Origin of the sequence: Erythrobacter sp. R86502 (assembly GCF_042466465.1) — a bacterium.
GTDB lineage: Bacteria > Pseudomonadota > Alphaproteobacteria > Sphingomonadales > Sphingomonadaceae > Erythrobacter.
This window is the reverse complement of the sequence record NZ_JAXHCJ010000001.1, coordinates 1,945,370-1,970,336: the sequence shown is the minus strand read 5'-3', so window position 1 is coordinate 1,970,336 and position 24,967 is coordinate 1,945,370. Positions and strand designations below refer to the sequence as shown.

Genomic DNA, 24,967 nt, shown 5'->3' with positions numbered 1-24,967 from the left:
ATGCAATCCTGATGCCCGACACCGCTATCCTTCGATCCGCGATCCCTGCAACGTGTCGATCCTGACCTTTGCCCGTCCGTTTCGCGGTGAGGTCCAGCCATCCAGCGGCCAGCGTGCAGCGACGATGATTGCGCACCTTCGCGGCAGCGTGCTTGCTCCACCGCTGTGCCACGAGCGCGCCCATGCAATCTTTGTCGATGCCGACCGCGTACAAATTGGCGATCAATCCTGCGGCATTGGCACAATCAACACATTGACTTTGCGGATGCGGACGCTGCTGGCAGAGGCGCTGCGGCGCGATGCCGCGGGCATCATCCTGGCTCATAGCCATCCGTCAGGCCATTGCCGCCCGAGCCGATCTGATATTGCCGCTACGCGCCGGCTGGCCGAGGTTGCGCGCGCGCTTGATATTGCGCTCATCGACCATCTGATCTTTACGCATGAAGCCGTCTATTCGATGCGCGCAGGAGGGTTCCTGTGAGCGCCATGTCCATCCGCACCCAGTATCCCGGTGGCGAGGCGGTTCCGGTGCGTTTTCGGGAAGCAGGCGATGTTACGCTGGATCTGGCGCATCACGATGGCCGGGTGGATGATTGCTGGCTGGGGCTTAACACTCATGAGTTTACGCTGTTGTGGCGGCTTGCGGAACAGCCCGGCGCCTGCATTTCGCGTCAGCTTTTGCTGCCCGATGTGTGGCGGTTGCCTTGTGCGACTGACCACAGAACACTGAGCGACCATGTCGATCAGATGCGCGACAGGCTGAAGCCATTTGGTCTGGATAACCTGATTGCCGCAGACCGCGATGGGGGATATTTTCTCAATCTGCGTTTCATGACAGGCGTGCGATAGAAGGCCTGGGATTGCGCTCGATAGGCCGACTCTGGACAGGGCACAGCCGATCGGTCAATCTTGCTGCCAGATTCCACGTTTTCAAGGATACCCCTCCATGTCCGCTACTGCCACTTCGATCGCCAATGATCGCGTCGCTATCGATCTGGGGGAAGATGGTGTTGCCGATGTCCGGCTGGTGCGGGGCGACAAGATGAACGCGCTCGATCCGCAGATGTTTCAAGCTATCATCGAGGCTGGCAGCACGCTGCAACGCATGAAAGGGCTGCGCGCGGTTGTGCTTTCAGGCGAAGGCCGGGCATTTTGCGCAGGCCTCGATCTGTCGAACTTTGCACGCAAGGTTCCAGAAGACGAACCCAGCTTGACTGAACGTACCTATGGCAATGCCAACAAGTTTCAGCAGGTGTCGATGCAGTGGCGCAAGCTGCCGGTGCCGGTGATCGCGGCGCTGCACGGGGTGTGCTTTGGCGGCGGGCTTGCCATTGCGAGCGGCGCGGATATCCGCATCGCGCACCCGGAAACCCGCATGTCGATCATGGAAATGCGCTGGGGACTGGTACCGGATATGGGCGGCTATGCACTGTGGCGTGGACTGGTGCGCGATGATGTGCTTCGCGAACTGATCTACACCAACCGCGAATTTTCGGGAACCGAAGCGCAGACGTTGGGCCTTGCGACGTACGTCGACGACAATCCGCGCGATCGCGCCTTCGCCATTGCACGGACCATTGCGCTTAAAAACCCGCACGCGATCCGCGCAGCCAAGCGATTGCAGGCTGGCATGATGGAACGGGAAACCGATGCCATTCTGCTGGAAGAAAGTATCGAACAGCACGGGATCATGCGCAGCCGCAACCAGATGGAAGCAGTGATGGCAGAAATGGAACGGCGCCCGCCCAGCTTCGAAGACGTGTGAACACACCGGCCGCTTTCCGAAGGGCCGACGGACGGTCGGGCAATCAGACTGTCAGCCGAACACCGCGACGCATTGGATGCCATCAAGCACCTGCTTCCCATCAGCATCCCACATCCGCAGACGCTCCGATGAATAACCCGCCGCGGCATGCTGGCTTGCGTTTTCCGCCAGATACCAGCCATCGCGTGAACGGTTTTCCGGATCGAGTATATTAAACGACCAGTTGATGGAACTGATCGGACCCGTGCGCTGCATTATCCGCATGGCACCCGGGGGCATCACGTCGCCCATCAGCACCATCCGGGCGACCGGATCAAGATCATTATCTTCGGTCAGCCGCGCCCAGCGGCGAACGGTCGCCCCGGTATCGGCACCTTTCGGATGACTGCGGCGCAATTCGAAATTGTTCTGGATGAATTGCGGAGCGAACTGATGGGTTACGGTGTCATGATCTTCGGGCGGGCCGGGCCAATCGTCAGGGCTCGCTGCCGGGCGCAAAGCGTTCGCGTCGCGTCCTTCGGCAAACAACCAGAACGCACTCAGCGCTATCTTGCCGTCACTGATGATTTCGCTGCGGACCTGCGTAACGTTGCGGCCCTGTCGGATGATTTCGGCTGTCAGCGAAACGTCTTCGCCCACTGGCGCGACAAAGGCAATCTGCCCGGCACGCAAGGGTGGCAGGCCGGTGAAGGCCCGCGTTGCCATGGTATAGGCCACCAAAGCCGAAGCGCCGCCATACAGCGTTCGCCCCTGCATCCAGGCTGCGGCGTGGGCAAGGTGGGCCGGTCCGGGTTGTCCGGTGATAGGTTCGAGTAAGCTGGCGATCGTCATGGTGCCCAGCTTTGCCGCGAGATTGCTGCGCGGTCCAGACTGCCATTGCGGAAAAGTCCTGCTCTTTCTCCCGTACCTGCGTCAGGGATGAAACAGCTGATCGTCGTGGTTGGGTCGAAACATTCATTGCCAAGTTGCCGACGAATCGCTAGGGCGCCGCTTCCGTCCGGAGCAACTGCTCCGGGTGGCTCGGCCCGATGGCGGAGTGGTTACGCAGAGGACTGCAAATCCTTGCACGCCGGTTCGATTCCGGCTCGGGCCTCCACCTTTGCATTGCGCTGGCGCGCCCTCGTTATTAGGGCCGCAAGCGGGGATGCCGCTTTAGCTCAGTCGGTAGAGCACATCATTCGTAATGATGGGGTCACAGGTTCGAATCCTGTAAGCGGCACCACCTTTTTTCCGGAAACCTTTCGGATTGACCGGTATTCGGGCTTCTGGTCGCGAGCTTGGTCTGACCTGTCTTGGACCGTGTTCCTGCCGTCATAAACGTGTTGCCAAAACGCGATACTCACCCCGCGCCCTTGCTGGCATGGTTTATTATGGATCGGCGGTGAAAATGACGGTGATACTGTCGGTGTAACGGCCCGCTGCCAGCGCCGACGATTGCGGCGGCACCGATATCTCGATCTGCGCGTCCCTGCTTCCGTCCAAGGCCAACATATCGAGCCTTTGCCGCGCTGTTCCGGCCAGCGACAATGCCGCGCCGTTCAACCGCAGATCGTATGCCACCCCGGGCGCGCCATTCTGATGTTTCAGCATGCCGTTGTTTTCAGAGACGAAGCTGACTTCGATGGTGGCATTGCTGATAAGGTTGAAATCGATCGCATGGCGGGATGGCTGCGAGATGTCTCCCAAATCGATGCGGATTTCCTGTGATCCTCCGGTGAAATCGTCGGATCGTACCTGAAGGATCGCGGGCACCGGCGCAATCAGCGCGATTGGTAGTTCTGACACGAGTTCTGGGGCGCTGTTGTTGAGACGAAACAGCCGCAGCAGCGCCTGGCCGTTATATTGCCCGCCCCGAACGAACTGGCCAGCCGGGATCGTAAAATACAGGGTGAGCGGTTGCGCCCCGCTGCCTTGTGCGAACCGGCCTAGCAATTGCCGGTCCTGATTGCCGAAAAAGTCACTGCTGACGATCGAGCCTCCGCTTGGTTGGCTTAAAATATCCCAGAAAAGCCGATCGCCAGCCCCCAATAGGACATTTTCGCCCCCGGCATTTGATGTGGCGACGAGGATGTATTCGCACGCGTCGCCTTGGTGGCGGATCGTCACAGATATTGTTTCAAAATCGCTTTCGAATCCTGTCACTTCATAGCCGCGGCCATAAAGCCCGCGCCATTCGACGCTGCTATCACCGGTGAGATCCAACTGGCACGGTCCGTCGGGGGCAAGGATATCAATTTGTGCGTGAGCCTTGGGGCTGCACAATACCAGAACGGCCGCCAGCGATGCGAGGCGTGTTTTTCTAATTCCAGTCATGACCCATTCTCCTGTCTGGTTGCATTGGGCACGTCGATGTCGAGCGCGCGCGGTTCTTCCAGATCGTAAATGCCATTGATCCCTTCTGGGACGTCGATCGTCGTGACGACTTGCTGACCTGCAATCGTCAACGTCACGCGGTAGCTTTTGCCTGCCTGCACGCCTTCGACAAAGAACCTGCCGCTAGCATTGGTGAAGACAGGCACAGACCCGGTCGCGGTTGCCGGGTCAATTTCTTCGACCGAGCCTGCTGCATAGGTGACAGGATCGCCGTCCCGATCCACAAAATTGCCGACGATCGAAACATTGCGTTCGTTCCCAATGGGCAGATAGAACCCGGCGCGGTATCCGGGACGAACCGCGAAAACCTGTCCGCCAACCGAAATGCCCGCTGGTGCGTCGGGCGCATCAACCTGCAAGGTGCGATTAAGATAGGCTGGCAATTGCGGAACGACAGCCGGGCCAAGCTCACCGCTTTTGGCAGAATAACTGGTTTCGTTCGAACCGAATCCCGTTCGCGGCTCCACCGCGATATCGTAATCGGCGATCCCGCGCCGTGGGGCAAAGATGGCAAAGGCGTTGCGCACCGGGCGAGATAGGGCGAAATGGCCATCGGCCATTACGATCGCCGACCCGAAGGTGAATTCGGTTCGCAAATCGCGGCGTGCGCGGTTGCTGAACACGTTGTCGGAACGCTGACCGATTGTCCCTTCAAAGCGATTGCCGATATAACTGGCCTGTACAAGCTGCCGGTCAGATCCATCGCGGCGTTCCGCACTGGCACGCAATCCGACAGCGCCGACACCGGGCGCGGCAAAGCGGTTATATTCGATCCGCGCAGTGTTGCCTTCGCTTGAAACGCTTCCGTTAAGAGACCCACGACCGAGTGGAATCGAAAACGCTGCATTGACGACGATACCCTTGCGGTCGGGCAGTTCGCGGTACTCCGCAACGGCTGAGAAAGAGCCGAACCGGAAATTCTGCGTCACATTGGCACCGGCAAACCAGCTATCACCCGTCACGCCGCGTACGCGTTCGTAACCGGCGAAGGCTTGAACGGCAGAATTCGGCCCGAAGTTCTGACCCACGCGAAGCCGCGCCTGGCGGGCGATAAAGCTGCCTGACGACAGCTGGTCGAGCGTGCGGAAATCCCGACCTGTCAGATTGATCAGCGCATCGATTGTCCTGTTGCGCAGACTATCAGTGTCGCGCCACCGGTACTGCAAGGTCAGTTGGCTGCTATCTTGGCCAGGATTGCGAATGTCTGTGGCCGCATTGATACCGAAAGTGCCGAATGCAGATGCCCAGACAATGTCGGCGCCAACCTGATCAAAAGTCTGATCGCCCTGCCAGTTCAGTCCCGCGGTCAGGGTGTTGCTGATCCCGTACCTGGCGTAGCCTATCCCATTGTAATTGCTGTCGTCGTAAACGCGACGGCCATCACGGGTCTGATAGGGAAGCCCGAAATTGATTGCAAAATCGAGCAATCCAGGCGCCAACAGATCAAGATCGAAAAATGCGGGGAACGATACCACCCTGACCCCGCCACTGGCGTCGGTAATGCGCAGTTCAATGTCGTTCGCGGCAGATGGAACAAGGGGAAAATCGCGAAGGCTGAACCGGCCTGACGGCAGATCAAAGGTGCGCGAAGGAACGCCGTTGATGAGCACTTCGACGCGGGCAGCTTCTTCCAGCTCGAAAAACTGATCGGGGACAGGGCGCACATTTCGGTAAGGATCGATGCCATAGTTCCGGAAGGCGCCAATGCCGCCAATGCGCGGCGACGATTGGAATGGCCGGCGACCAATCGAAAGATCGCCCGCTTCAAGCCGGACGAGCTGATCGAGCAGGTCATAGGTGAACCGGGTATCGCCCCGCGTCCAAGGGCTATCGCGGCGTTCGTCATAGCGCAGATCACTTTCCAGAACGAGACCGTGCACGTTCATGGCAAAATCGAAATCGGTTACCAATCGGTCGAACCCGGCCCCGGTCAGGGCGGAATCCTCGACCAATCCGACGCCGGCTCTGACCGAAAGATAGGCAGAGACTTTGGCTTGCTCGACAAATTCGATGTTGCTGCGTGAGCGCAGGCCACGAAGGTTCAGCGTTCGTATGCCCCGTGCTGAAAGGGGAATTTCGACGATGAGCGCAAGATTGTTGGCATCGAACCGGGCGGTAATCCCGGTTTCCGCCAATTGTGCAAACGTCACATCTTGCTGCTTGCCCAATGTTTCGAGCGTCTGGCGTGTCTCGTCTGTAGTCAGCGGCGCCAGGATGTTCGTGACAAATTCGACGTCGATCGCGCCGTCTTGCGTATCGTTGTCCGGCCTTACGCGATATTCGCCGACGTTGATGCTATCGATGAGAACCGGATAAATGTCCTGCACCGGCGCCGGACGGTCCCTGCCAAACACGTTTCGGTAAATTTCATCGACGGACGGCGTTTGCGACTGAGCGGGTGGCTTGGAGGCTGAGCTTTCTGCCTCGGATGCGGTTGCCGCAACGGCAAATGATGTCGCTGGCCCAGCGGTCTGCTGAGCCAGCGGATAGCTATCGATTATGCCGTCAAGATCATAGGCAATCGTCTCGGCTGCCAGCGCCGGCTCGGCAGATCCGAGCAGAACCACAAGCATCGCTTGTTGAATGCCATGGGGGCGCATCGGTGTGCTCGCCCGGCGCGATCACTGCAACACGATGTATTGCGCTCGCAGTTCGGCCTGAACAGGGCCGACGTTGACGTTTTCGGGCCACGGAATACGAACTGTGCGACGGCTGCCAACCAGCGTTACAAGTTGGTTGAGCTTGGATACTGCCTCACCTTCTAAAGTCACACTTGAACCGCCCCCTTCCGGAGTCACCACCACAGTCGGTTTGTCCAATGATGCACGCCGCGTGCCTTCGCTGACAATATCCAGCTCTAGCATTTGCATGCCGTCCTCGCCCATCACCGGAGCAGCGCGCTCAATCCGGGCCTGCGGCACCGCGTTGCGCGGTGTTACGTAAAGTGCCGTTTCATACCGGTAATTGACGGACACATTTGCCGTGAAATTGTCGCGCTTTTCGGTGGCGAGGTTGATCGGCAATTGTTCTGTGATCAAACGAAAGGCAAGCTCGCGTGGGGGATTGGGATCGCCCACCCAGCGAACCCGTACCGCCTGACTGGATCCCGGAGCGATCACAAGTTGCGGCGGCGTGATGATCAGATCGTTGTCTTCAGGCTCACGTTTCTCGCTACCATCGGGGTTCTGGATCCGGTGAAAGGCGCGCACCTCGATTGCGATCGGTTCCTGGTGGTTGTTTGTAATGATAACCGATTGTGTCGATCCCGCACCTTCCGGCGCCAATTGAATGACAATCGGCCGTACGTCATAGGGATGCGCTGCGGTACCTTGCAGCACCGCAACCAAGGATGTGCAAAAAGCTAATCATTTGACGATAATGCCCATGGTCGTCCCCCACGTAAAACTCTGGACAAAAGGCGGCCGCGGACCTTCTAAAGTCCCCAGCCGCATTTTCACGATGTGCTTTTTACATCAGATTCCGACGGCAGCCAGAGTGATGGTCAGCGTGTCGCTGTAGGTGCCAGCGACAGCATATTCAGCCAGGGTGTCAAAGCTGAGGTCGAGGTTGCCCGAACGCACGCCGCCGTTCGTCAGGATATTGGCCCAGTCAGCTTCCGTCGCAATCGCCACAGGCCCAGCTTGGGCGCCAACCGAATTGACGGTGGTGAAAGCGCCGAAGGTGGCTTCGATGTCATAATCGATATTCACCGTGCCGCCGCTTTCCTGGTGTGCCATGCCACCGTTAGCCGACGAGAGGGTCACTTCGTATGGTGAATTGCAGGAGAAGGCGGCAACCAGGAAATTCTGATTGCCGGTATCCAGCATGTCAACGGTCGAGGTGGTCGAACCTTCTGGCGTCATTTCGCAATTGCTGGCGACTGAACCTTGATCGTTAATGGCATAGGACTCGGTATCACCCGCCATAGCAGGTGCCGCGAAAAGCATCGCACCAGCGGCAACAGCGGAAAGTTTTGCAAGTGTCGTCATATCAATTTCATCAGTAAATGCATGACGAAATGAGAGAATTGGTGCACATTGTTACATACGCTATCAGAGTTTTCGACTGAGCTTCGGGGGCAGCGCCCAGCCGAAAAGCCTTGTCTCTTGCTCGTAGGTTTTTGATGCGCCCCAACTCTCTCGGCGCCGAATATACGGATATGCCGAACAACCGCGACTGGCGGAAAGGGTCCGTTAACCTGTTATTCAGGTTCCGGTTCGCGATCTTTTGACGCGGTGACACGCATTATTGACTAAGGAACGCACTTTTTCTGGCCGACTTATCAAAAGTGTCCAAAGATTATCTAAAGTTTCTTTGCTGCAAACTTTCGATACCTTATGTGACACTTTTAATTTGTTCTGTTCGACCGGTTACAAACGCGATTCGGAATGATTCGCAGGCCAGAGTTAGGGCTGTAAACCACAGTGCCCGTTTTTCCGCGCATCAAACTGCGACAAATCGCCAACCGTCCTTCGCGATAGCAAGGCTCTGATTTTACCATTTATTTCAGCGAAATTTGTTCGCACTGTGCGGCACTCTGACGCTGTGAATGAGCTGCATTTCATAAAAAATGTGCGGCCTTGCGATTTTTGCGCTATCGGTCCGCCGGACGACAGCTGGACCTGTCGCAAACAGACTGGAAGTTAAGGGCCACCGGATAGAGCCATAACAAAGTCGCTTCGGGCAAAACTTGGCACGCCAATCAGATGGGGGGCGATGTGCATAAAGTGCGCGAGGGATTCCGCGATCGTAAAGACTGGCAAGATCGGTACGAGTACCAGAACGTTCATCGTCTTGCGGATGATGCAGAGGAACGTGAAGACGTCTCCGTGATGGTCATTTGCCGGGAAGGCTTCATGCGTGAGGCGATTGGAACGTCGCTTCACAATGCCGGCATAACGCATGTGGACGGCGTTGGCACCATTTCGGATCTTGTAGCCAATGACACGGAATGTCAGACTTTCCTATGCATTGTCCCGTCCGAAGCTGACGCGTGCGGCGATGATGAACTGGTGCAACTCGAACGCCTTCAGGACCGCAACTGGATCGTGATGAGCCATGCGTGCCATTGCCCGATTTTCAGCAAACTGCACCAATTGGGCGCCAATGTTTCGGCTGTGCCCTTTGACATTTCCGGACGCGATCTTGCCCACCTGGCCCGGCTATCTGCCAATCGCCACCGGGTTCTGGTCGACAAGTTCTGCGAACCGAACCTGTCCTTTGCACCGCGTCTCGAGATTGGGAAACTGAACGAGGATCAGACACGGCTGCTACGGCAGATCGCGCGCGGAGATTCCAACAAGCTGATCGCCATGAACGAGAACTGGTCGGAAACGAAGGTGAAGATGCAGGTGCGGGCACTGCTGAAAAAGCTCGACGTCACAAACAGAACGCAAGCGGCTGTCCTGGCGATCCGTTCCGGTTTGTAAAAGCGGCGCGCGTGTCAGCTGCGGCGGATTCACGCCAAAAACGCTACATGATCAACCAATCGGCGGTCATATGTCCTTTATGCCCTTCGGGCGCCAGCGCGGCGCGCAACGCTTCGAGGAGCGGCGGCAGTTCCTGCGTGAAGGCATAGGGCGGGTTCACAATGAAAAGACCTGAGCCATTGAAGATGCCCGGCTGTTCATCGTCGTAGAGCCAGTGTTCCACACACAGAAATTTGACGATGCCGATCTTGCGCAACTGGTCTTTCCAGCGCCGGTGTGCAGCGCGGTCTTTCAGCGGATACCAGATGACCGTGACGCCATGCGCCCATTTGCGACTAGCGGCAGCAAGCGTGGAGGTGATCCGCGCGCGTTCATCGGTTTTTTCATAGGGAGGATCAACCACCACCACGCCGCGCGGCGTCCGGGGAGGTATCATGGCCAACCAAAGTTCGTAGGCATCGCGTTCGTGAATGGCGCTTGGCATGCCGCGCATGACGCTGCGCAGGGTATAGGCATCCTCGGGATGCTTTTCGTTGAGGATCAAGTTATCCTGCGGCCGCACAAGTTGCGCCAGAACCCGCGGCGAGCCCGGGTAAATATGCGGTGTGTCTCCGTCATTCACCGCCATCACCGCAGCGCGGTAGTCGTTCAGCAAAGGGCTTGTATCGGCAATAGCCCGCATCACACCTTGCGCCGCTTCGCCGGTACGCCGCGCCTCATCGGCGAAGAGGTTGTACAATCCACATCCGGCGTGGGTATCTATCAGCGTAAGCGCGCTGTCCTTCTGCTGCAAGGCGCGCACAAGCGCGATCAAAAGGCTGTGTTTCACGACATCGGCGTTGTTGCCAGCATGGAAGGAATGGCGATAATTCATCGTGATGCGAAACTCTGGCGGGATAGGTTAAAAGGCTGTGCCGACCCGCAAAGACGGGCAAGAACGACAAGTGCTATAGGTGGGCGGGCTATTGGCAGATTACGCCATATCAGGCGACCGAAACAAATTCCTCGCCCGATCGCTTGATTGGCTGACGATAACACAAGGGGTGAGACGATGGCAGCGCGCGCGTATTGGCAGGGGCAGATCAGGCTCGCCCTCGTTTCGATTCCCGTTGAAATTTACACCGCCACGAAAACCGGTGCCAAGATCAGCTTCAACCAGATCCATGAACCAAGTGGAAAGCGCATTTCCTACGAGAAAGTCGTGCCAGGGGTCGGCCCCGTCGATCGTGACGAAATCATTCGCGGTTACGAGGTGTCCAAGGGGAACTACGTCTTGCTTGAGGATGAGGAGATCGAAGCGGTCAAGATCGAAAGCAAACGCACGCTTGAACTGGTTCAGTTCGTCGACAGCTCCGAAATCGACCCGCTCTATTATGAAAGGCCCTATTACGTCGCGCCACAGGACGAACTGGCTGAGGAAGCGTTTGTGGTCCTGCGCGAGGCGCTGCGCAAATCAAAGAAGGTGGCGTTAGGTCAATTGTCGATACGCGGGAGCGAAAAGCTGGTCGCGATCAAACCTTGTGGCAAGGGCTTGCTCTTGGAAACGCTGCGATATGCCGATGAAGTGCGAAGCGGCCAGTCGTTCTTTTCCGATATAGATGACACGAAGCCGAAAAAGGAACTGCTCGATCTGGCGACCACGTTGATCGAACAAAAGAGCGCCCCTTTCGATGCCAGCGTGTTCGAAGACCGCTATGTCGAAGCGCTTCGCAAACTGATCGACAAGAAGGCCAAATCGAAAAGCAAGACCGCCATCATCGAAGACGCCGATCAGCATGGCGATGCACCCAAGTCCAACGTGATCGACCTGATGGCCGCGTTGAAAAAATCGGTCGATGGCGATGCGCGCAAGAAAACGACCGCAAAGCCCAAGAAATCAGCCTAGGCCATGGCCGAGCCGAAGGATCCTCTGGCAGCATACAATGCCAAACGCGATTTCGGCAAAACGCCCGAGCCGCCCGGTACTGCGCAAGACAGTGATACTGGCAACATCTTTATCGTGCAGAAGCACGATGCCACACGGCTGCACTGGGATTTGCGCCTACAAATAGGTGGCGTGCTCAAAAGCTGGGCGGTTACGAAAGGGCCCAGCGCTGATCCCGATATCAAAAGGCTTGCGGTCCGGACCGAAGATCATCCCCTGTCCTATGCTGCGTTTGAGGGCACGATCCCCAAAGGCGAGTATGGGGGCGGCACCATCATGCTGTGGGACCGCGGCACCTGGTCCCCGATCGAAGGCAAGTCGGCCGAGGATATGGAAAAGGGGCATTTGCATTTCACGCTCAAAGGAGAGCGGATGAAGGGAGAATGGCTGTTGATAAGGCTGAAGACAAAGCCGGGAGAAAAGCGGGAAAACTGGCTGCTTCGCAAGTTGGAAGATGCCCATACCGAACATGGCGACACGCTGGTCGCGCGTGCGTTGACCAGCGTACTGACTGGCCGATCAATGGCGGAAATCGACGCAGATACGCAGGGTGAATATTCGCTCGCCGGGAAGGCGGACGGTGCGTTTCTGGCGCAGATGGAAAAGGCTTTTTCGCGCAACTCTAAAATCGCAAAACCGACAAAGCGCGATTCTGCGCCGCTGCCCTCGTTCCGCAAACCGCAGCTTGCCACGCTTGTCAGCGATTTCCCTGCCGGAAATGGCTGGATGCACGAGATCAAGTTCGATGGCTATCGTGCGATGGTCGCTGCGAAGGGAAACAAAGTCAGGGTCTATACCCGCAACGGACACGACTGGACTGACAAGTTCGGGCCTTTGGTCAAAGCATTCGCAGCGCTCGACCTGCCCGCCTGCCTGATCGACGGTGAGATCGTGGCGACAGATGCGAAAGGAAATCCCGATTTTTCCGCTTTGCAAGCTGTGCTCAAACGGGGGCACGGCGCACAGGGGCGCAGCGATGCGCTCCAGTTCCATGCCTTCGATCTGATCGAATTGGCTGGCGATGATCTCAAACCACTGCCCAATATCGAACGAAAGGAACGACTGGAGGCGGTTCTTGCGACGGCCGCTTCGCCCATCTTCCTGGCCGATCATGTCATCGGCGCGGGCGAGAAGCTTTACGAAACGATGTGCGCCGCAGGGCAGGAAGGGATCATTTCCAAGAAAATGGATGCGCCCTATCGCCATGCGCGCAGCACGGCGTGGGTGAAGGTGAAATGCTCTCGCCGTCAGGAATTCGTGATCGTGGGCTGGAAAGCCTCTTCGGCAAGGGGGCGACCATTTGCCTCGCTGCTTATGGCGCAGCACGATGGGGGCAAACTGGTGTACAAGGGCAATGTCGGGACCGGCTTTGCCGGCGGTGATTTCGACGAGCTTGGCCCCAAGCTGGCCCGGATCGAACGCATGACCCCGCCTGTCGAAGTCGCAAAGAGCATTACGCGGGACGTGACCTGGGTGACACCGAAGCTGGTTGCCGAGGTCGCCTTTGCCGAATTTACCACCGACGGAAATATTCGCCATGGCAGCTATCTCGGCTTGCGGGGCGACAAGCCTGCCAGCGCAGTCGTACAGGAAAGGGCGGCTGCGGCGCCCTCTGCGGATACAGACGTCACCATTTCCAGCCGTGACCGCGTGGTATTTCCCGAAAGTGGCCAGACCAAGGGCGACCTTGCCGATTACTACGCCGTCGTTGCGCCCATCATGTTACCCTTCGCTGGACAAAGGCCGCTCAGCCTGGTCCGCTGTCCGCAAGGCCGCGCCCGCAAGTGCTTCTTTCAGAAGCACGATAGCGGGGCTTTTGGCGACGCGGTGCACCATGTTCCGATCAGGGAAAAGGACGGCGGGAGCGAGGATTATCTGTACATCGAAGACGGGCGCGGAATTCTTCAATGCATTCAGATGGGCACGATCGAATTCCACGCCTGGGCTTCGCGCAGCGATGCGGTTGAAAAACCCGACCGGATGATCTTCGACCTCGATCCGGACGAAGGACTGGGTTTCGATGCCGTGAAAGGCGCGGCCTTAGATATTCGGGATCGGCTTGCGGATCTGGGGCTAGTCAGCTTTGCCATGCTTTCCGGCGGGAAGGGCGTGCATGTTATTGTGCCGCTGACGCCGGGTCATGACTGGGACGTACACAAGGATTTTGCCCGAAGGTTCGCCGAAGCGCTGTCCTTGACCGAGCCCGAACGGTTTACCGCCACCATGAGCAAGGCCAAGCGAAAGGGCCGCATCTTCATCGACTGGCTGCGCAATCAGCGGGGTAGCACCGCTGTTGTTCCATATTCGGCGCGGGCGCGTAGCGGCGCGCCAATTGCAGTCCCGATCACCTGGAACGAGCTTAAAGCGATGCCGGACGCTCAGCCATACAGCATCAATGATGCAAAGGCGCTGATCGATCGTAGCGCCTCAAAATCGCTCGCCGGATGGGGCTATGCCGCGCAGGAATTGCCGCACATTTAGACAAGCCACGGGCGCGGCGCTTGTCATGGCGGCTGAGCATGAGGCGAACCGGCGCAAGTTTCTGCTGCGAACGCAAACGGTTTGACCATCGTCCTGCCAGTGGGCATTAAACGTCTCCTACGGAACGCAAATGCCGGGCAGCCTGCCATTTGATGGACGGGGCTCAACGGGCGAATAGGGGAGTATTCACTTGGACAGACGCGATTTTCTGGCGCTCAGCACTTTTTTTACAGGTGCTGCGTTAACCCCTTCGCTTTTCGGCACGGCTATCGCTGCCGAACAGTTGCAAAATGGCATCGAAACCGCAGTCAAGAAAAGGCTTGCCGATGCCGCTCTGGCCGCAGCGACGGCCGCGGGCGCCAGTTACTGCGATGTCCGCGTTGGCCGCTATTTGCGTCAGTTCGTGATCACGCGTGAACGAAACGTCGAAAACATCGTCAATACTGAATCCACCGGAACCGGCGTGCGTGTGATTGCCGATGGGTCATGGGGCTTTGCCGCCACTAATGAGATGACCGAAGATGCCGTGGCTGCCGCCGCGCGTCAGGCGACTGCAATCGCGAAAGCCAACGCGCGCATCCAGACTGCGCCGGTGCAGCTTGCACCAACCCCGGGCGTGGGTGAGGTAAGCTGGCGCACTCCGATCAAGAAAAACGCAATGGACGTGCCGATCGCCGACAAGGTCGATCTGCTGATGTCGGTCAATGATGCCGCGTTGGGAGCAGGGGCCAGCTTCGTCAATTCGTTGCTCTTCCTTGTCAACGAACAGAAGTATTTCGCTTCGACTGACGGGTCCTATATCGATCAGGATGTCCACCGCATCTGGGCGCCGCTGACCGTCACCGCAGTTGACCAGTCGACCGGCAAGTTCCGTTCGCGCGAAGGGCTATCCGCGCCGATGGGGCTTGGCTGGGAATACATGGACGGCGCGACCGAGGACAAGTTCGTATTGTCCAACGGGCTGACGACCTACGGCAAATCCTACGACATGAAGGAAGACGCCATCGCCGCAGCGCAGGATGCGCAGGCCAAGCTGAAGGCGCCTTCGGTCAAACCGGGCAAATACGACCTCGTGCTTGATCCCAATCACCTTGGCCTTACGATCCATGAATCGGTCGGCCACCCGCTCGAACTCGATCGCGTGCTGGGGTACGAAGCCAACTACGCCGGGACGAGCTTCGCCAGCGTGGAAAAGCGGAACGAAAACTTCAAATACGGCAGCGACATCGTCAACATCTTCGCCGACAAGACACAGCCCGGATCGCTGGGCGCGGTCGGATATGACGACGAAGGCGTGCAGACCAAACGCTGGGATCTCATCAAGGACGGCACGCTGGTCGATTTCCAGACCATTCGCGATCAGGCGCATATTGTCGGGAAGGATGCTTCGGATGGCTGCTGCTACGCCGACAGCTGGTCGAGCGTTCAGTTCCAACGCATGGCGAACGTCAGTCTTGCACCAGGAAAAACCAAGATGTCGCCGGCCGACATGATCGCCGGGGTAGACAACGGCATCTACATTTCCGGACGCGGTTCCTTCTCGATCGACCAGCAGCGTTACAATGCGCAATTTGGCGGGACGGTCTTCTATGAAATCAAGAACGGCCAGCTTGGCCCCATGATCGAGGATGTCGCCTATCAGATGCGGACACCCGAATTCTGGGGCGCTTGTTCGGCGATATGTGATGAAAGCGATTATCGGATGTTTGGATCATTCTTCGATGGCAAGGGCCAGCCCAGTCAGGTTTCGGCGGTGAGCCATGGTTCGTCGACCACCCGTTTCGACGGGATCAACGTCATCAACACCGCCCGGTCGCTGGGCTAAACGGCGCGCAGGAGAAGCATTCATGAGCATTCTTTCAGAAGCGCAGGCCAAGGCGATCCTCGACAAGGTCATCGCCTTGTCGACTGCGGATGAAACCATCGCACAGCTGGGCGGCGGCATCAGCGGCAATGTCCGTTTTGCGCGCAACGATATTTCGACATCAGGTATCGTCGATGAGACATCGCTGGGCGTTCAGGTGTCCTTCGGCAAGCGGATCGGCACAGCGACCATCAATCAGTTCGATGACGACTCGCTTGCGCGGGTGGTGCGGCGTGCTGAAGATCTGGCAAAGCTGGCGCCGGAAAATCCTGAGTTCATGCCCGCTGTCGGGCCGCAAACCTACCGCGCCAGCGATACGTTCAGTGAAGCGACCGCTGCGCTGACCGCAGAAGCGCGTGCGAAAATTGCCGAGGATTCGATCCTTCCATGCCGGGAACGAAATCTGATTGCAGCAGGCTTCCTCGAAGATGGGCAGAGCTTTTTTGCTCATGCCAATTCCAACGGCAATTTCGGATACCAGCGTTCGACAGTGGCAGATTACACCTGCACCGTTCGCACTGAAGATGGCCGGGGATCAGGCTGGGTCGCAAGCAATGTTCAGGATGTTGCTGATCTTGACGCTTCGAGGGATATTCAGATCGCCATGCGCAAGGCCGCCGCTTCGGCGGATGCGCAGGCGCTCGAACCGGGCAAGTACACGGTTATCCTTGAACCGGCTGCCGCATCGGGCCTCATCAGTTTCATGATGAACTTCTTTGATGCGCGATCAGCAGATGAAGGTCGCAGCTTCCTGAGCAAGCAGGGCGGCGGCAACAAGATCGGCGAGCAAATCATGGACCCGCGCGTCAATATCTACACCGATCCATGGGATTCGCAGGTGCCGGTACTTCCGTGGGACGCTGAAGGGCTGCCCCGCGACCGGGTGAAGATCATCGACGGGGGCAAAGTCGCCAACCTTGACTACTCACGGTACTGGGCCGCCAAACAGGGCAAGCCTGAAACCGCCAGTTGGGGCAACACGATCATGGAGGGCGGCACCAAGTCGACCGCTGAACTGATCGCAGGAACCGAACGCGGCATTCTGGTTACCCGCACCTGGTACATCCGTATGGTCGATCCCCAGACCGTGCTGCTGACGGGTCTGACCCGGGACGGCACTTTCTACATCGAAAACGGCCAGCTGATGTATCCGATCAAGAACTTCCGCTTCAACGAAAGCCCGGTCATCATGCTCAACAACATCGAAGAGCTTGGTCGGTCTGTGCGGGTGGAAGGCGGTTCGATCAAGGTTCCACCGATGAAGGTACGCGATTTCACCTTCACCTCGCTTTCGGACGCTGTTTGAACCGATGGCAGATTGGCGCGGGTTCAGGGACACAGGATCGTCATGACCCGCGCCGAGTTTCTGAGATTGCTAAGAGCGGGACTTGCCAGCGCGGCCATCCCGACCGCCCTGTCCGCTGCCGCGCAGCGGCCGGGCGGCGCAGCCACCGGCGGTTACGATTTCTGGTTCACCCGGCTTCGCTACAATTCGGGCGACTGGGACGTGGACCAGCGCATGCCCGCCAATCTGCTGACATCGCTGATCGACTACACCACGCTGCGCGTCGATCCTGTCGAGCGTCTCATCGATCTGGCCGATCCGCGGATGCTGTCGGCACCATTCTGTTACCTTGCCGGGCACAAGGCGGTTGAATTTTCGGATGCCGAACGGCGCAATTTCGAACGCTACGTCCGCAATGGCGGCTTTGTTTTCGTCGATGATTGTAACCACGACATCGATGGATTGTTTGCCAAATCTTTTGAATCGCAGATGGCGCGTATCTTCGGGGCCGAAGCCTTGCGCAAGCTGCCCAATACGCATCCGGTCTATTCCAGCTTCTTCAAGTTCCCCGCGCCGCCGGCAACCAGTTTTGAATTGAACGGGTGGGGTGATGACATCGTTCACGATTACCTGAAAGGCATCACCATCAACGATCGGCTCGGCCTGCTTTACAGCAACAAGGACTACGGGTGCGAGTGGGACTACGACTGGCGCAACAAGCGCTTCCTGGCCGAAGACAACACTCGCTTCGGGGTCAATATCGTGATGTATGCGCTCACCAATTGACGCGCCCTTAATGAAGGATTTTGGTAAGTGTCACAGCAGGTTCCGGTAGACGCAGCGGATCTTGAGCAGCGGATCGGGCGGCTTGCCAATCTGAAGCGCGCCATTGCCACAGCCATCGTGGGGCAGGCCGATGTGGTCGATCAATTGCTGATAGGGCTTCTGGCCGGCGGGCATTGCCTACTGGAAGGCGTGCCGGGTCTTGGAAAGACGTTGCTGGTGCGCACTTTGGGGGAAGCGCTGGAGATGGACTTCAGGCGCGTTCAGTTTACGCCTGATCTGATGCCAAGCGACATTCTCGGCACGGAGTTGCTCGAAGAAGATCATGGCACCGGCCATCGCAGCTTTCGGTTCCAGAAAGGTCCGGTCTTTACCAACCTTCTGCTGGCTGACGAATTGAACCGTACCCCGCCCAAGACACAGGCCGCCCTGCTTGAAGCCATGCAGGAAAAAACCGTTAGTTACGGCGGGCAGACATACCAGTTGCCCCAACCGTTCTTCGTGCTGGCAACGCAGAACCCGCTGGAACAGGCGGGAACCTATCCTTTGCCCGAAGCGCAGCTTGATCGGTTTCTGCTGCAAGTTCGGGTGGGTTATCCCACCGCGATTGAGGAGCGCGATATTCTTGCCCTGACCACCGGGAGCGCAGCGCAAGCAGTGCCGCGTGTGATGTCGGCGGCCGATGTAGTGCGTTTGCAGCGCGATGTGCGCGACGTCTATCTTAGCGATGATCTGCTGGGTTGGATCACCGCTTTGGTTCGCGCCACACGTCCCGGCGATCTTTCGGCACCAGCCGAAGTGGAAAGCTACGTCCGCTGGGGCGCAGGGCCGCGGGCCGGACAGGCGCTCGTCCTATGCGCCAAGGCGCGCGCCTTGTTAAGCGGGCGGCTTGCCGCCACGCGCGAGGATATCGCTGCGCTCGCAGCGCCGGTCATGCGCCACCGCCTGCTGTTGTCCTTCGCCGCCGAAGCTGAAGGCAAAAGCGCAGATGACGTTGTGGCCGCTCTGCTTTCGCACATGCCGCCGCCCGCAGCGTGATGGAATGATCCGTGCGCCGCTGACAATTCCGCCCGAGATCCGGGCCCGGTTGAAGCGGCTATCGCTCGCCACCCGGCGTCGTTCGGCACTCTACAGCTTTGGCGTTCAAGCCAGTCGCAACAAGGGTACAGGTCTCGAATTTGCCCAGTACCGCGCTTACGAGCCGGGAGACGAGCCGCGCCGGATCGACTGGAAGCTGTTTGCTCGCTCTGACAGGTTTTTTGTGCGCGAAGCTGAAGCGGAAAGCCCGGTCGCGGTATGGATCTTGTTGGATGCCACCGCATCGATGGCTCAGGCTGATCGGGCCCGGCCAGACTGGTCGCGGTTCGATGCGGCGCGGCTGCTCAGCTTGTGCGTGGCCGAGCTGGCGACGGCGCAGGGGGACAGGTTCGGCTGGGCAGTGCTTGCAGAAGCGGCCTTCAGCGTGGCTGATCCTCGGTCTGGCCGGGCGCAGGCCGGACGGATGCAGGTTGAATTCAGCCGACTGGTTCCAGGCGGCGGATTTCCTGACCACGCAATTATCGCCCCCTTATGGCACCGGATCGGCCCGCATGATCTGGTTGTATTTATCAGCGATTGTTTCGATGATCGCGGCATCGCGGTGATCGAACGTCTGGCCAAAGCGGGCCGCGAAGTTCTGGCGATTCAGGTGCTCACCGCCGAGGAGCGCGACTTTCCTTTCCACGGCGGTTTCCGGTTCCGCGACCAGGAAACCGGCAACGAATTGGTAAGCGACGGCGCTGCCATGCGGGAAAGCTTTCTTGCGCATTTTGCCGCGGCGCGTGCCGCGCTTCACGAACGTCTCGAACATGCTGGCATTCGCCACGCCACGCTGTTCATTGACGAAGCGATTGACCGGCCTTTGCACGCACTGTTCGGACATGGGGCTGGCGCGGCGTGACTCTGACCTTGCTGGCCCCTTTTGGTCTTGCTGCCTTGGCAGCGCTAATTGTGCCGCTGTTGATACACCTGCACCGGCGCACCGAAGAAGTCCCGGTGGATTTTGCCGCACTGCGCTGGCTTTCCGCACGTCCCCGGCCGCGCAGCAAGCTGCGGTTTGATGAACTGCTGTTGCTTGCGCTCAGGCTGCTTTTGATTGCCTTGCTGGCCCTCTTGCTGGCTCGTCCGGCGCTGATGGGGCAGGCGGATGACAGCGCGGTTGTTCTTGTTGCTCCTGAAATTGCCCCCGCCGCTGCCCGCGCCGCGAAATCGCCCGATGCCGACATGCGCTGGATCGCACCCGGATTTCCTTCAATCGACACAGCGCCGCCAGCAGCGCACACCGTCCAGTTTTCAAGCCTGCTCCGGCAGTTTGATTCCGAATTGGCACCGGATCGGTCGCTGACTGTTCTGGTGCCCCCGGTTCTGAGCGGGGTCGATGCCGATCGGCTGACGCTTACCCGCAAGGTATCATGGCAAGTGATCGAGCGTCCGAGCCGCGATGACATGCCGACCGTACCCGATCTTCGCGCCATCGCCATTCGCTATGCCAATGATGGGGCGGGGGCGGTGCGATATTTTCGTGCGGCGGCATCGGCATGGAGCGAAAATCCTCGTTTTGATGCCCGCATGGATGATACCTTGCCCCCGCGCGATCACGTACTTGTCTGGCTTGTGCCCGGCCGGGTTCCTGCATCTGTGATGGATTGGGTCGGCGTAGGCGGCACCGCGCTGCTTGGCGTGTCTGCTACCGTCGCGATGCCCGATACCGCAGCACCGGTGTGGAGAGACGCTGTGGGCGAACCAATTGTGGAGGGCGGGCCTTCAGGGGCCGGGCGCCTGCTGCGCTTTACCCGGCCTCTATCGCCGTCTGCCATGCCCGCCCTTGTCGATGCCGACTTTGCAGCGCGGCTACGGGATCTGGTTTCGCCAGCCGTGCGGCCACCTGGTCGCGTCATGGCCGCCGCATTCGCGCCGAACCCGGGTGCAGCGCCCTATCGGCAAGTGCCTTTCGACATGTCATCATGGCTGGGCGTCGCGATCGCCCTGCTTTTTGCCCTGGAACGGATCGTTGCGACCAGGCGCGGCAGGTTTGCACCGTGAGCTACGCGCTGAATTCAGCCGATTGGATCGCTCCGGCACGGCGGCGCACGGCTGCCGATCGGCTTTTGACATGGGCGCCGCTTATCTCCGTCATGGCTGCGTTGTCATGGCGGCTGGCCGGCCCTGGATGGGCCACAGGCGTGCTGCTGTTCAGCGCGGCTGTCGCCATAGGGGCTGCATACCGCATCGCTGTCCGCCTTGACGAAAGCTGGCTGATCCTGCGCCTGAACGCGCGCAAGGCGGAATTGGAAGATAGTGCTGCATTGGCGTTCAACAGGAAGAATCTGGCACCGATTCAGCAATTGCAGGCCGATAGAATTGCAGCGCGGGTGGACAGGATCGATCCTGCGACGCTGGCGGATGACTGGTCGCATCGCAGGATCATCGCGGCTTGGGTGGTTGGTGCAGCCGTATTGATGACAGTAGTCTTCTGGCCCGCCCAATCCCGCGTACCGCCGCTTGCTCCATCTGCGGCATACACCGGCGCAGCACCGACCCACCCGCGTCTGTCCGGCCAGCGCGTCAGAATTGTTCCGCCCGCCTATACTGGCTTGCCAGCACGTTACAGTCCCAGCCTTGATGTCCGTGCACCGATGGGCTCCCGGATCGAATGGACACTTGCGTTTTCTCCCGTCGCCCAATCAGCTGCCTTGCAGCTGGTCGGCGGGCAAACGGTGGCATTGTCACAGCAGACAGAAGGCTGGGAGGGTTCGCTGCGGCTAGATATTCCGTCGCTCTACTATGTCACAGCCCAAGGCTATCGTATGTCATCGGCGACGCATCGGCTCGAACCGATCGTGGACGAACCGCCCCAAGTGCAGGTGGTGGAGCCTGCATCGGGTTTGCTAACGCTGCGACCGGGACAACGCATCTGGCGGATCGTTTTTGAGGCGAATGACGATTACGCGGTCGATCCTATCGGCCGCCTCACGCTCACCACAGCAATCGGACAGGGCGAAAACGTTCGCTTTACCGAACGGATGCGCACGGTGTCCGGGCAGGGCGATCGCAGGCGCAAAAGGTTTGCAATCGATCTGGATCTTGCCGCTTTCGGACTGCAGGAAGGCAGCGATCTTGTGGCGCAGCTGACTGTGGCCGATACCCGGACGCCCAGTCCGCAGGTTGTGCGTGGTCCCGGAGTAATCCTGCGGTGGCCCGCGCCCGTCCCGGCGGCGGCTGACGGACTTGAGCTGATGGCCAAGCAGACCATGCCTGCCTATTTCCGCAGCCAGCGTCAGGTCATCATAGATACCGAAGCATTGATCCGCGAGCGTCGCACGCTGGACCCTGAAGCCTTTATGATCCGATCAGACACAATCGGGGTCGATCAGCGATTGCTGCGGCTACGATACGGCGAATTTGTGGGGATGGAGGCAGAAGAAACACCCCGCCGGCCCCCCATGCCCACAGCCGACAAGGATACGGCAGATGCCCAGCCCGAAGATCAAATTGATCATCATGATGGTGATGGTCACGATCATGGCGCTGCGCCGGAATCGCCCGTTTTTGGGGGTCTGGGCAACATCACCGCCGAATTTGGACATGTCCATGATGAAAGCGAGGCGGCAACCTTGCTGGACCCCGATACGCGCGCGCTATTGAAAAGTGCGCTCGATGCCATGTGGGAGGCAGAACTTCGACTACGTTCGGGTCAGCCGGAACAGGCGTTGCCGTTCGAACTGAAGGCGCTGGATTTCATCAAGCGCGTTCAGCAGGCCAGCCGCATTTACCTGCCTCGTATCGGATCAACGCAGCCTCCGATCGATGAGACACGCCGTATGGCGGGCAAACGCGAAGGGATCGTTGGGGGCGGGGCCACGCTTACGCCGTTTGTCATCGATGATGCCGTGCCTGCAACCGCATGGCGCGCGCTTTCTTCCCCACAGGCGGTCGATCTTGGGGGTCTTAACCAATGGGTGCGGGCCAACAGCGGGCGCATTCGCGATCCGCTATCGGTGCTTGCCGCAATCGATGCCCTGCGAAACGATCCGACCTCGCCGGTGCTGCGGAACAGGCTGAAAGGCCAGCTGTGGACTGTGCTGACACGCCCACCCGTTCATGTTCGCCGGCGGCACGATGGCGGCGCGGTAGGCCGCCGCTACACGCAAGGTCTGCGTTAAGTGGTTGAACCGGAAACCTTGGCAGCGGCGTTAATCACAGCGGGCGCGCTTGCGGGAGCGGGGCGGTTGGTGTGGCGCCGACGCGATGGGCGCGCCATGCTGCTGGCGGGTATGATGCTGGTCAGCGGCGCGCTGCTCTATCTCACCCTGTTTCCGCCGCACATGCCTATTGGTGGCGAGACGCTTGTCGTGCTTACCGCAGAAGCGCCTGCAAAAGTCGATCTGGCCCCAAATGAACGGCTGGTCGCGCTGCCCGAAGCGCCCGATGATCCCCGTGCTGAACGCGTGCCCGATCTGGCAACGGCGTTGCGCCGTCATACGCAGGTCAACCGGATCAGGATCGTGGGCCGGGGCCTGACACAGCGCGACCGGGATTTCGATGCGGGCTTGCCAGCCGCGTTCACGCCTATGCCGCGTCCCCGCGGTCTGGTGCGGCTGGGCCCGCCGGTGGATACGCCCGCCGGGTCGGTGTTTACAGTCGCAGGCGAAACGAACGGACTGGCTGGTGGGACGGCAGAGCTGCTCGACCCGGCGGGTCGCAGGGTCGATCGCCGGGTGATCGGCGCAGATGGCAGCTTTACGATGGGGGGCACCACACGCGCGCCGGGCCTTGCGACATTCACGCTGCGGCTGCGCGGGGCGGACAACAAAACTCTGCCTGACACGCCGATCCCGCTGCGCACGATCGCACAACCGCCGCTGCGTGCCTTGTTGATCGGATCGCCCTCGCCCGAGGTCAAATATCTGCGCCGTTGGGCCGAAGATTCGCAGCTGGCTTTGCAGAGCCGCTTGGAAGCGGGCGGCGGCGTTAATCTGGGCAGCGACCCTGTGAGGCTTGATTCAGCGAACCTGCGAAATGCTGACGTGGTCATCATTGATGACACTGCGCTGGCGGCGCTTGGCGGGGGATCGCGTAACGCCCTTGCGCGGGCAATCACCGAAGGTCTCGGCGTGGTGATCAGGATGACTGCGCCGGCCACCGGCAGCACCCGCAATTCTTGGCGAGCGCTTGGTCTGTCGGTCGAGGGCGGCAGCGAGGTGCTGGCCGTATCGCTGCCTCCGCTTGCGACTGATTCCGATATGCTGGCATCGCAGCGGGGGCTTGGGTCAGAAGACGTGCCCGCGCTTATCAACACGGCCGATGATCCCGCGCCGGATCTGGGCCGGTGGGATGTGCAGGCAGGTGCAGCGTTCGTGCCAGCGGTGGTGGATGCGGATGGTGGCATTGTGTCCGGCTGGCAGCAGCGTCAGCAGGGCCGGGTCGCGTTGTGGACCGCAGCCAACAGTTATGCGCTCGTCCTTAACGGACAGGCCGACCGCTATTATCAATGGTGGAGCGATACGGTGAGCGCAGTATCCCGCCCTGATCGCACCTTTCGCCCCCGTGTTTCCGATCTTCCGCGAGCAGGAGAACGGATGACGATTTGCGGTATTGGCCCGTCGGCCCGCGTGACTGCGCCGGATGGGGCGAAGACCGCGCTGGTCATCGATCCGCTCGCCGGGGCTGAAGGATGCGCGGCATACTGGCCCGGCGGCGAAGGGGTTCACACCATCACGCAAGATGGGCAGACGGGGACGCAGAGCTTCGACATGGCTGTTGCAGCGCGCAGTGCGTTTGCGGGCGTGGTTGCCGCGCAAATCGGTGAAGCGACGGATCGCTGGGCCGCCTCGCAACGCACGCCTTCAACCCGACTGCCGACTGATCGGCGGGGGGCCGCATGGCCGTATCTTGCGGCATGGCTGCTTCTTGCAGGCATAATGTGGTGGAGCGAGCGGCGCTGGTTGAAGCCGAAGCCCCCGGGTACCTGATCCAGCGTCCTGCTGCGTAGCAATCTTGAATTTTGACGGCTGATGATCAATAC

20 protein-coding genes and 2 tRNA genes are annotated in these 24,967 nt (G+C 59.4%); 16 read left to right on the top strand and 6 right to left on the bottom strand.

Translation table 11 applies throughout. The annotated features are described in order from the left end of the window. Nucleotides 1-52 precede the first annotated feature (52 nt). The 3 genes from SJY33_RS09420 to SJY33_RS09410 all read left to right on the top strand — a co-directional run bounded on the left by SJY33_RS09420 (nucleotide 53) and on the right by SJY33_RS09410 (nucleotide 1,765). The gene (locus SJY33_RS09420; protein ID WP_379922504.1) at nucleotides 53-481 is read left to right on the top strand and encodes a JAB domain-containing protein; all 429 of its coding nucleotides are present in this window, start codon (nucleotides 53-55) and stop codon (nucleotides 479-481) included. 5 nt (nucleotides 482-486) lie between these two features. Beyond that, entirely contained in the window at nucleotides 487-849 is a 363-nt protein-coding gene (locus SJY33_RS09415) for a helix-turn-helix domain-containing protein (RefSeq protein ID WP_379923561.1), read from the top strand. A gap of 97 nt (nucleotides 850-946) precedes the next feature. Continuing rightward, complete coding sequence (locus SJY33_RS09410; RefSeq protein WP_379922503.1) at nucleotides 947-1,765, top strand: crotonase/enoyl-CoA hydratase family protein; 819 nt, start codon at nucleotides 947-949, stop codon at nucleotides 1,763-1,765. A gap of 51 nt (nucleotides 1,766-1,816) precedes the next feature. Here the strand turns inward: SJY33_RS09410 and SJY33_RS09405 are convergent, their stop codons facing one another. Then, complete coding sequence (locus SJY33_RS09405) at nucleotides 1,817-2,596, bottom strand: acyl-CoA thioesterase (RefSeq protein ID WP_379922502.1); 780 nt, start codon at nucleotides 2,594-2,596, stop codon at nucleotides 1,817-1,819. A 191-nt stretch (nucleotides 2,597-2,787) separates the two neighbouring features. Between SJY33_RS09405 and SJY33_RS09400 the strand changes: the two genes are divergently transcribed. Together SJY33_RS09400 and SJY33_RS09395 are read left to right on the top strand one after the other, a co-directional pair. Continuing rightward, nucleotides 2,788-2,861: transfer RNA gene (locus SJY33_RS09400), tRNA-Cys, on the top strand. Nucleotides 2,862-2,911: 50 nt separating this feature from the next. After that, a tRNA-Thr gene (locus SJY33_RS09395) sits at nucleotides 2,912-2,987 on the top strand. A gap of 146 nt (nucleotides 2,988-3,133) precedes the next feature. Here the strand turns inward: SJY33_RS09395 and SJY33_RS09390 are convergent. From SJY33_RS09390 to SJY33_RS09375, 4 genes are all read right to left on the bottom strand, one after another. After that, entirely contained in the window at nucleotides 3,134-4,078 is a 945-nt protein-coding gene (locus SJY33_RS09390) for a hypothetical protein (protein WP_379922501.1), read from the bottom strand. After that, the gene (locus SJY33_RS09385; protein ID WP_379922500.1) at nucleotides 4,075-6,711 is read right to left on the bottom strand and encodes a hypothetical protein; all 2,637 of its coding nucleotides are present in this window, start codon (nucleotides 6,709-6,711) and stop codon (nucleotides 4,075-4,077) included. The genes SJY33_RS09390 and SJY33_RS09385 overlap by 4 nt, the downstream gene beginning before the upstream one ends. Before the next feature lie 48 nt (nucleotides 6,712-6,759). Further along, the gene (locus tag SJY33_RS09380; RefSeq protein WP_379922499.1) at nucleotides 6,760-7,476 is read right to left on the bottom strand and encodes a molecular chaperone; all 717 of its coding nucleotides are present in this window, start codon (nucleotides 7,474-7,476) and stop codon (nucleotides 6,760-6,762) included. A gap of 135 nt (nucleotides 7,477-7,611) precedes the next feature. Continuing rightward, nucleotides 7,612-8,127, bottom strand: coding sequence for a hypothetical protein (locus tag SJY33_RS09375; RefSeq protein WP_379922498.1), 516 nt, complete (start codon nucleotides 8,125-8,127; stop codon nucleotides 7,612-7,614). Between the two features lie 729 nt (nucleotides 8,128-8,856). Between SJY33_RS09375 and SJY33_RS09370 the strand changes: the two genes are divergently transcribed. Next, the gene (locus SJY33_RS09370) at nucleotides 8,857-9,567 is read left to right on the top strand and encodes a response regulator transcription factor (protein ID WP_379922497.1); all 711 of its coding nucleotides are present in this window, start codon (nucleotides 8,857-8,859) and stop codon (nucleotides 9,565-9,567) included. 43 nt (nucleotides 9,568-9,610) lie between these two features. On the opposite strand, the gene SJY33_RS09365 is transcribed toward SJY33_RS09370, so the two are convergent. After that, a complete protein-coding gene (locus tag SJY33_RS09365) occupies nucleotides 9,611-10,441 on the bottom strand; it encodes a 23S rRNA (adenine(2030)-N(6))-methyltransferase RlmJ (RefSeq protein ID WP_379922496.1) in 831 nt (276 codons plus the stop codon). A gap of 177 nt (nucleotides 10,442-10,618) precedes the next feature. Between SJY33_RS09365 and SJY33_RS09360 the strand changes: the two genes are divergently transcribed. From SJY33_RS09360 to SJY33_RS09315, 10 genes are all read left to right on the top strand, one after another. Then, nucleotides 10,619-11,452 carry a Ku protein gene (locus SJY33_RS09360; RefSeq protein WP_379922495.1) on the top strand — a complete coding sequence of 278 codons (834 nt, stop codon included), beginning with the start codon at nucleotides 10,619-10,621 and terminating at the stop codon, nucleotides 11,450-11,452. A 3-nt stretch (nucleotides 11,453-11,455) separates the two neighbouring features. Beyond that, complete coding sequence (gene ligD, locus SJY33_RS09355; protein WP_379922494.1) at nucleotides 11,456-13,972, top strand: DNA ligase D; 2,517 nt, start codon at nucleotides 11,456-11,458, stop codon at nucleotides 13,970-13,972. 190 nt (nucleotides 13,973-14,162) lie between these two features. Beyond that, nucleotides 14,163-15,797 carry a TldD/PmbA family protein gene (locus SJY33_RS09350; RefSeq protein ID WP_379922493.1) on the top strand — a complete coding sequence of 545 codons (1,635 nt, stop codon included), beginning with the start codon at nucleotides 14,163-14,165 and terminating at the stop codon, nucleotides 15,795-15,797. A gap of 22 nt (nucleotides 15,798-15,819) precedes the next feature. Then, entirely contained in the window at nucleotides 15,820-17,142 is a 1,323-nt protein-coding gene (locus tag SJY33_RS09345) for a TldD/PmbA family protein (protein WP_379922492.1), read from the top strand. Between the two features lie 42 nt (nucleotides 17,143-17,184). Then, nucleotides 17,185-17,907: a DUF4159 domain-containing protein gene (locus SJY33_RS09340; protein ID WP_379922491.1), complete on the top strand. Its 723-nt coding sequence runs from the start codon at nucleotides 17,185-17,187 to the stop codon at nucleotides 17,905-17,907. 27 nt (nucleotides 17,908-17,934) lie between these two features. Then, the gene (locus tag SJY33_RS09335; protein WP_379922490.1) at nucleotides 17,935-18,942 is read left to right on the top strand and encodes an AAA family ATPase; all 1,008 of its coding nucleotides are present in this window, start codon (nucleotides 17,935-17,937) and stop codon (nucleotides 18,940-18,942) included. Between the two features lie 4 nt (nucleotides 18,943-18,946). Beyond that, entirely contained in the window at nucleotides 18,947-19,843 is an 897-nt protein-coding gene (locus SJY33_RS09330) for a DUF58 domain-containing protein (protein WP_379922489.1), read from the top strand. Then, a complete protein-coding gene (locus SJY33_RS09325; protein WP_379922488.1) occupies nucleotides 19,840-20,985 on the top strand; it encodes a BatA domain-containing protein in 1,146 nt (381 codons plus the stop codon). The genes SJY33_RS09330 and SJY33_RS09325 overlap by 4 nt, the downstream gene beginning before the upstream one ends. After that, the gene (locus SJY33_RS09320; RefSeq protein ID WP_379922487.1) at nucleotides 20,982-23,105 is read left to right on the top strand and encodes a DUF4175 family protein; all 2,124 of its coding nucleotides are present in this window, start codon (nucleotides 20,982-20,984) and stop codon (nucleotides 23,103-23,105) included. Before SJY33_RS09325 ends, SJY33_RS09320 begins: the two co-directional genes overlap by 4 nt. Beyond that, the gene (locus tag SJY33_RS09315; RefSeq protein ID WP_379922486.1) at nucleotides 23,106-24,914 is read left to right on the top strand and encodes a carboxypeptidase regulatory-like domain-containing protein; all 1,809 of its coding nucleotides are present in this window, start codon (nucleotides 23,106-23,108) and stop codon (nucleotides 24,912-24,914) included. It abuts the gene before it with no gap. Nucleotides 24,915-24,967: the final 53 nt, after the last annotated feature.

What these genes read in the sequence shown, in the direction of transcription:
- SJY33_RS09415 (WP_379923561.1), top strand. Translation starts at nt 487, where the DNA reads ATGTCCATCCGCACCCAGTATCCCGGTGGCGAGGCGGTTCCGGTGCGT.
- ligD (WP_379922494.1), top strand. Translation starts at nt 11,456, where the DNA reads ATGGCCGAGCCGAAGGATCCTCTGGCAGCATACAATGCCAAACGCGAT.
- SJY33_RS09345 (WP_379922492.1), top strand. Translation starts at nt 15,820, where the DNA reads ATGAGCATTCTTTCAGAAGCGCAGGCCAAGGCGATCCTCGACAAGGTC.
- SJY33_RS09360 (WP_379922495.1), top strand. Translation starts at nt 10,619, where the DNA reads ATGGCAGCGCGCGCGTATTGGCAGGGGCAGATCAGGCTCGCCCTCGTT.
- SJY33_RS09340 (WP_379922491.1), top strand. Translation starts at nt 17,185, where the DNA reads ATGACCCGCGCCGAGTTTCTGAGATTGCTAAGAGCGGGACTTGCCAGC.
- SJY33_RS09410 (WP_379922503.1), top strand. Translation starts at nt 947, where the DNA reads ATGTCCGCTACTGCCACTTCGATCGCCAATGATCGCGTCGCTATCGAT.
- SJY33_RS09390 (WP_379922501.1), bottom strand. Translation starts at nt 4,078, where the DNA reads ATGACTGGAATTAGAAAAACACGCCTCGCATCGCTGGCGGCCGTTCTG.
- SJY33_RS09330 (WP_379922489.1), top strand. Translation starts at nt 18,947, where the DNA reads ATGATCCGTGCGCCGCTGACAATTCCGCCCGAGATCCGGGCCCGGTTG.
- SJY33_RS09405 (WP_379922502.1), bottom strand. Translation starts at nt 2,596, where the DNA reads ATGACGATCGCCAGCTTACTCGAACCTATCACCGGACAACCCGGACCG.
- SJY33_RS09365 (WP_379922496.1), bottom strand. Translation starts at nt 10,441, where the DNA reads ATGAATTATCGCCATTCCTTCCATGCTGGCAACAACGCCGATGTCGTG.
- SJY33_RS09375 (WP_379922498.1), bottom strand. Translation starts at nt 8,127, where the DNA reads ATGACGACACTTGCAAAACTTTCCGCTGTTGCCGCTGGTGCGATGCTT.
- SJY33_RS09385 (WP_379922500.1), bottom strand. Translation starts at nt 6,711, where the DNA reads ATGCTTGTGGTTCTGCTCGGATCTGCCGAGCCGGCGCTGGCAGCCGAG.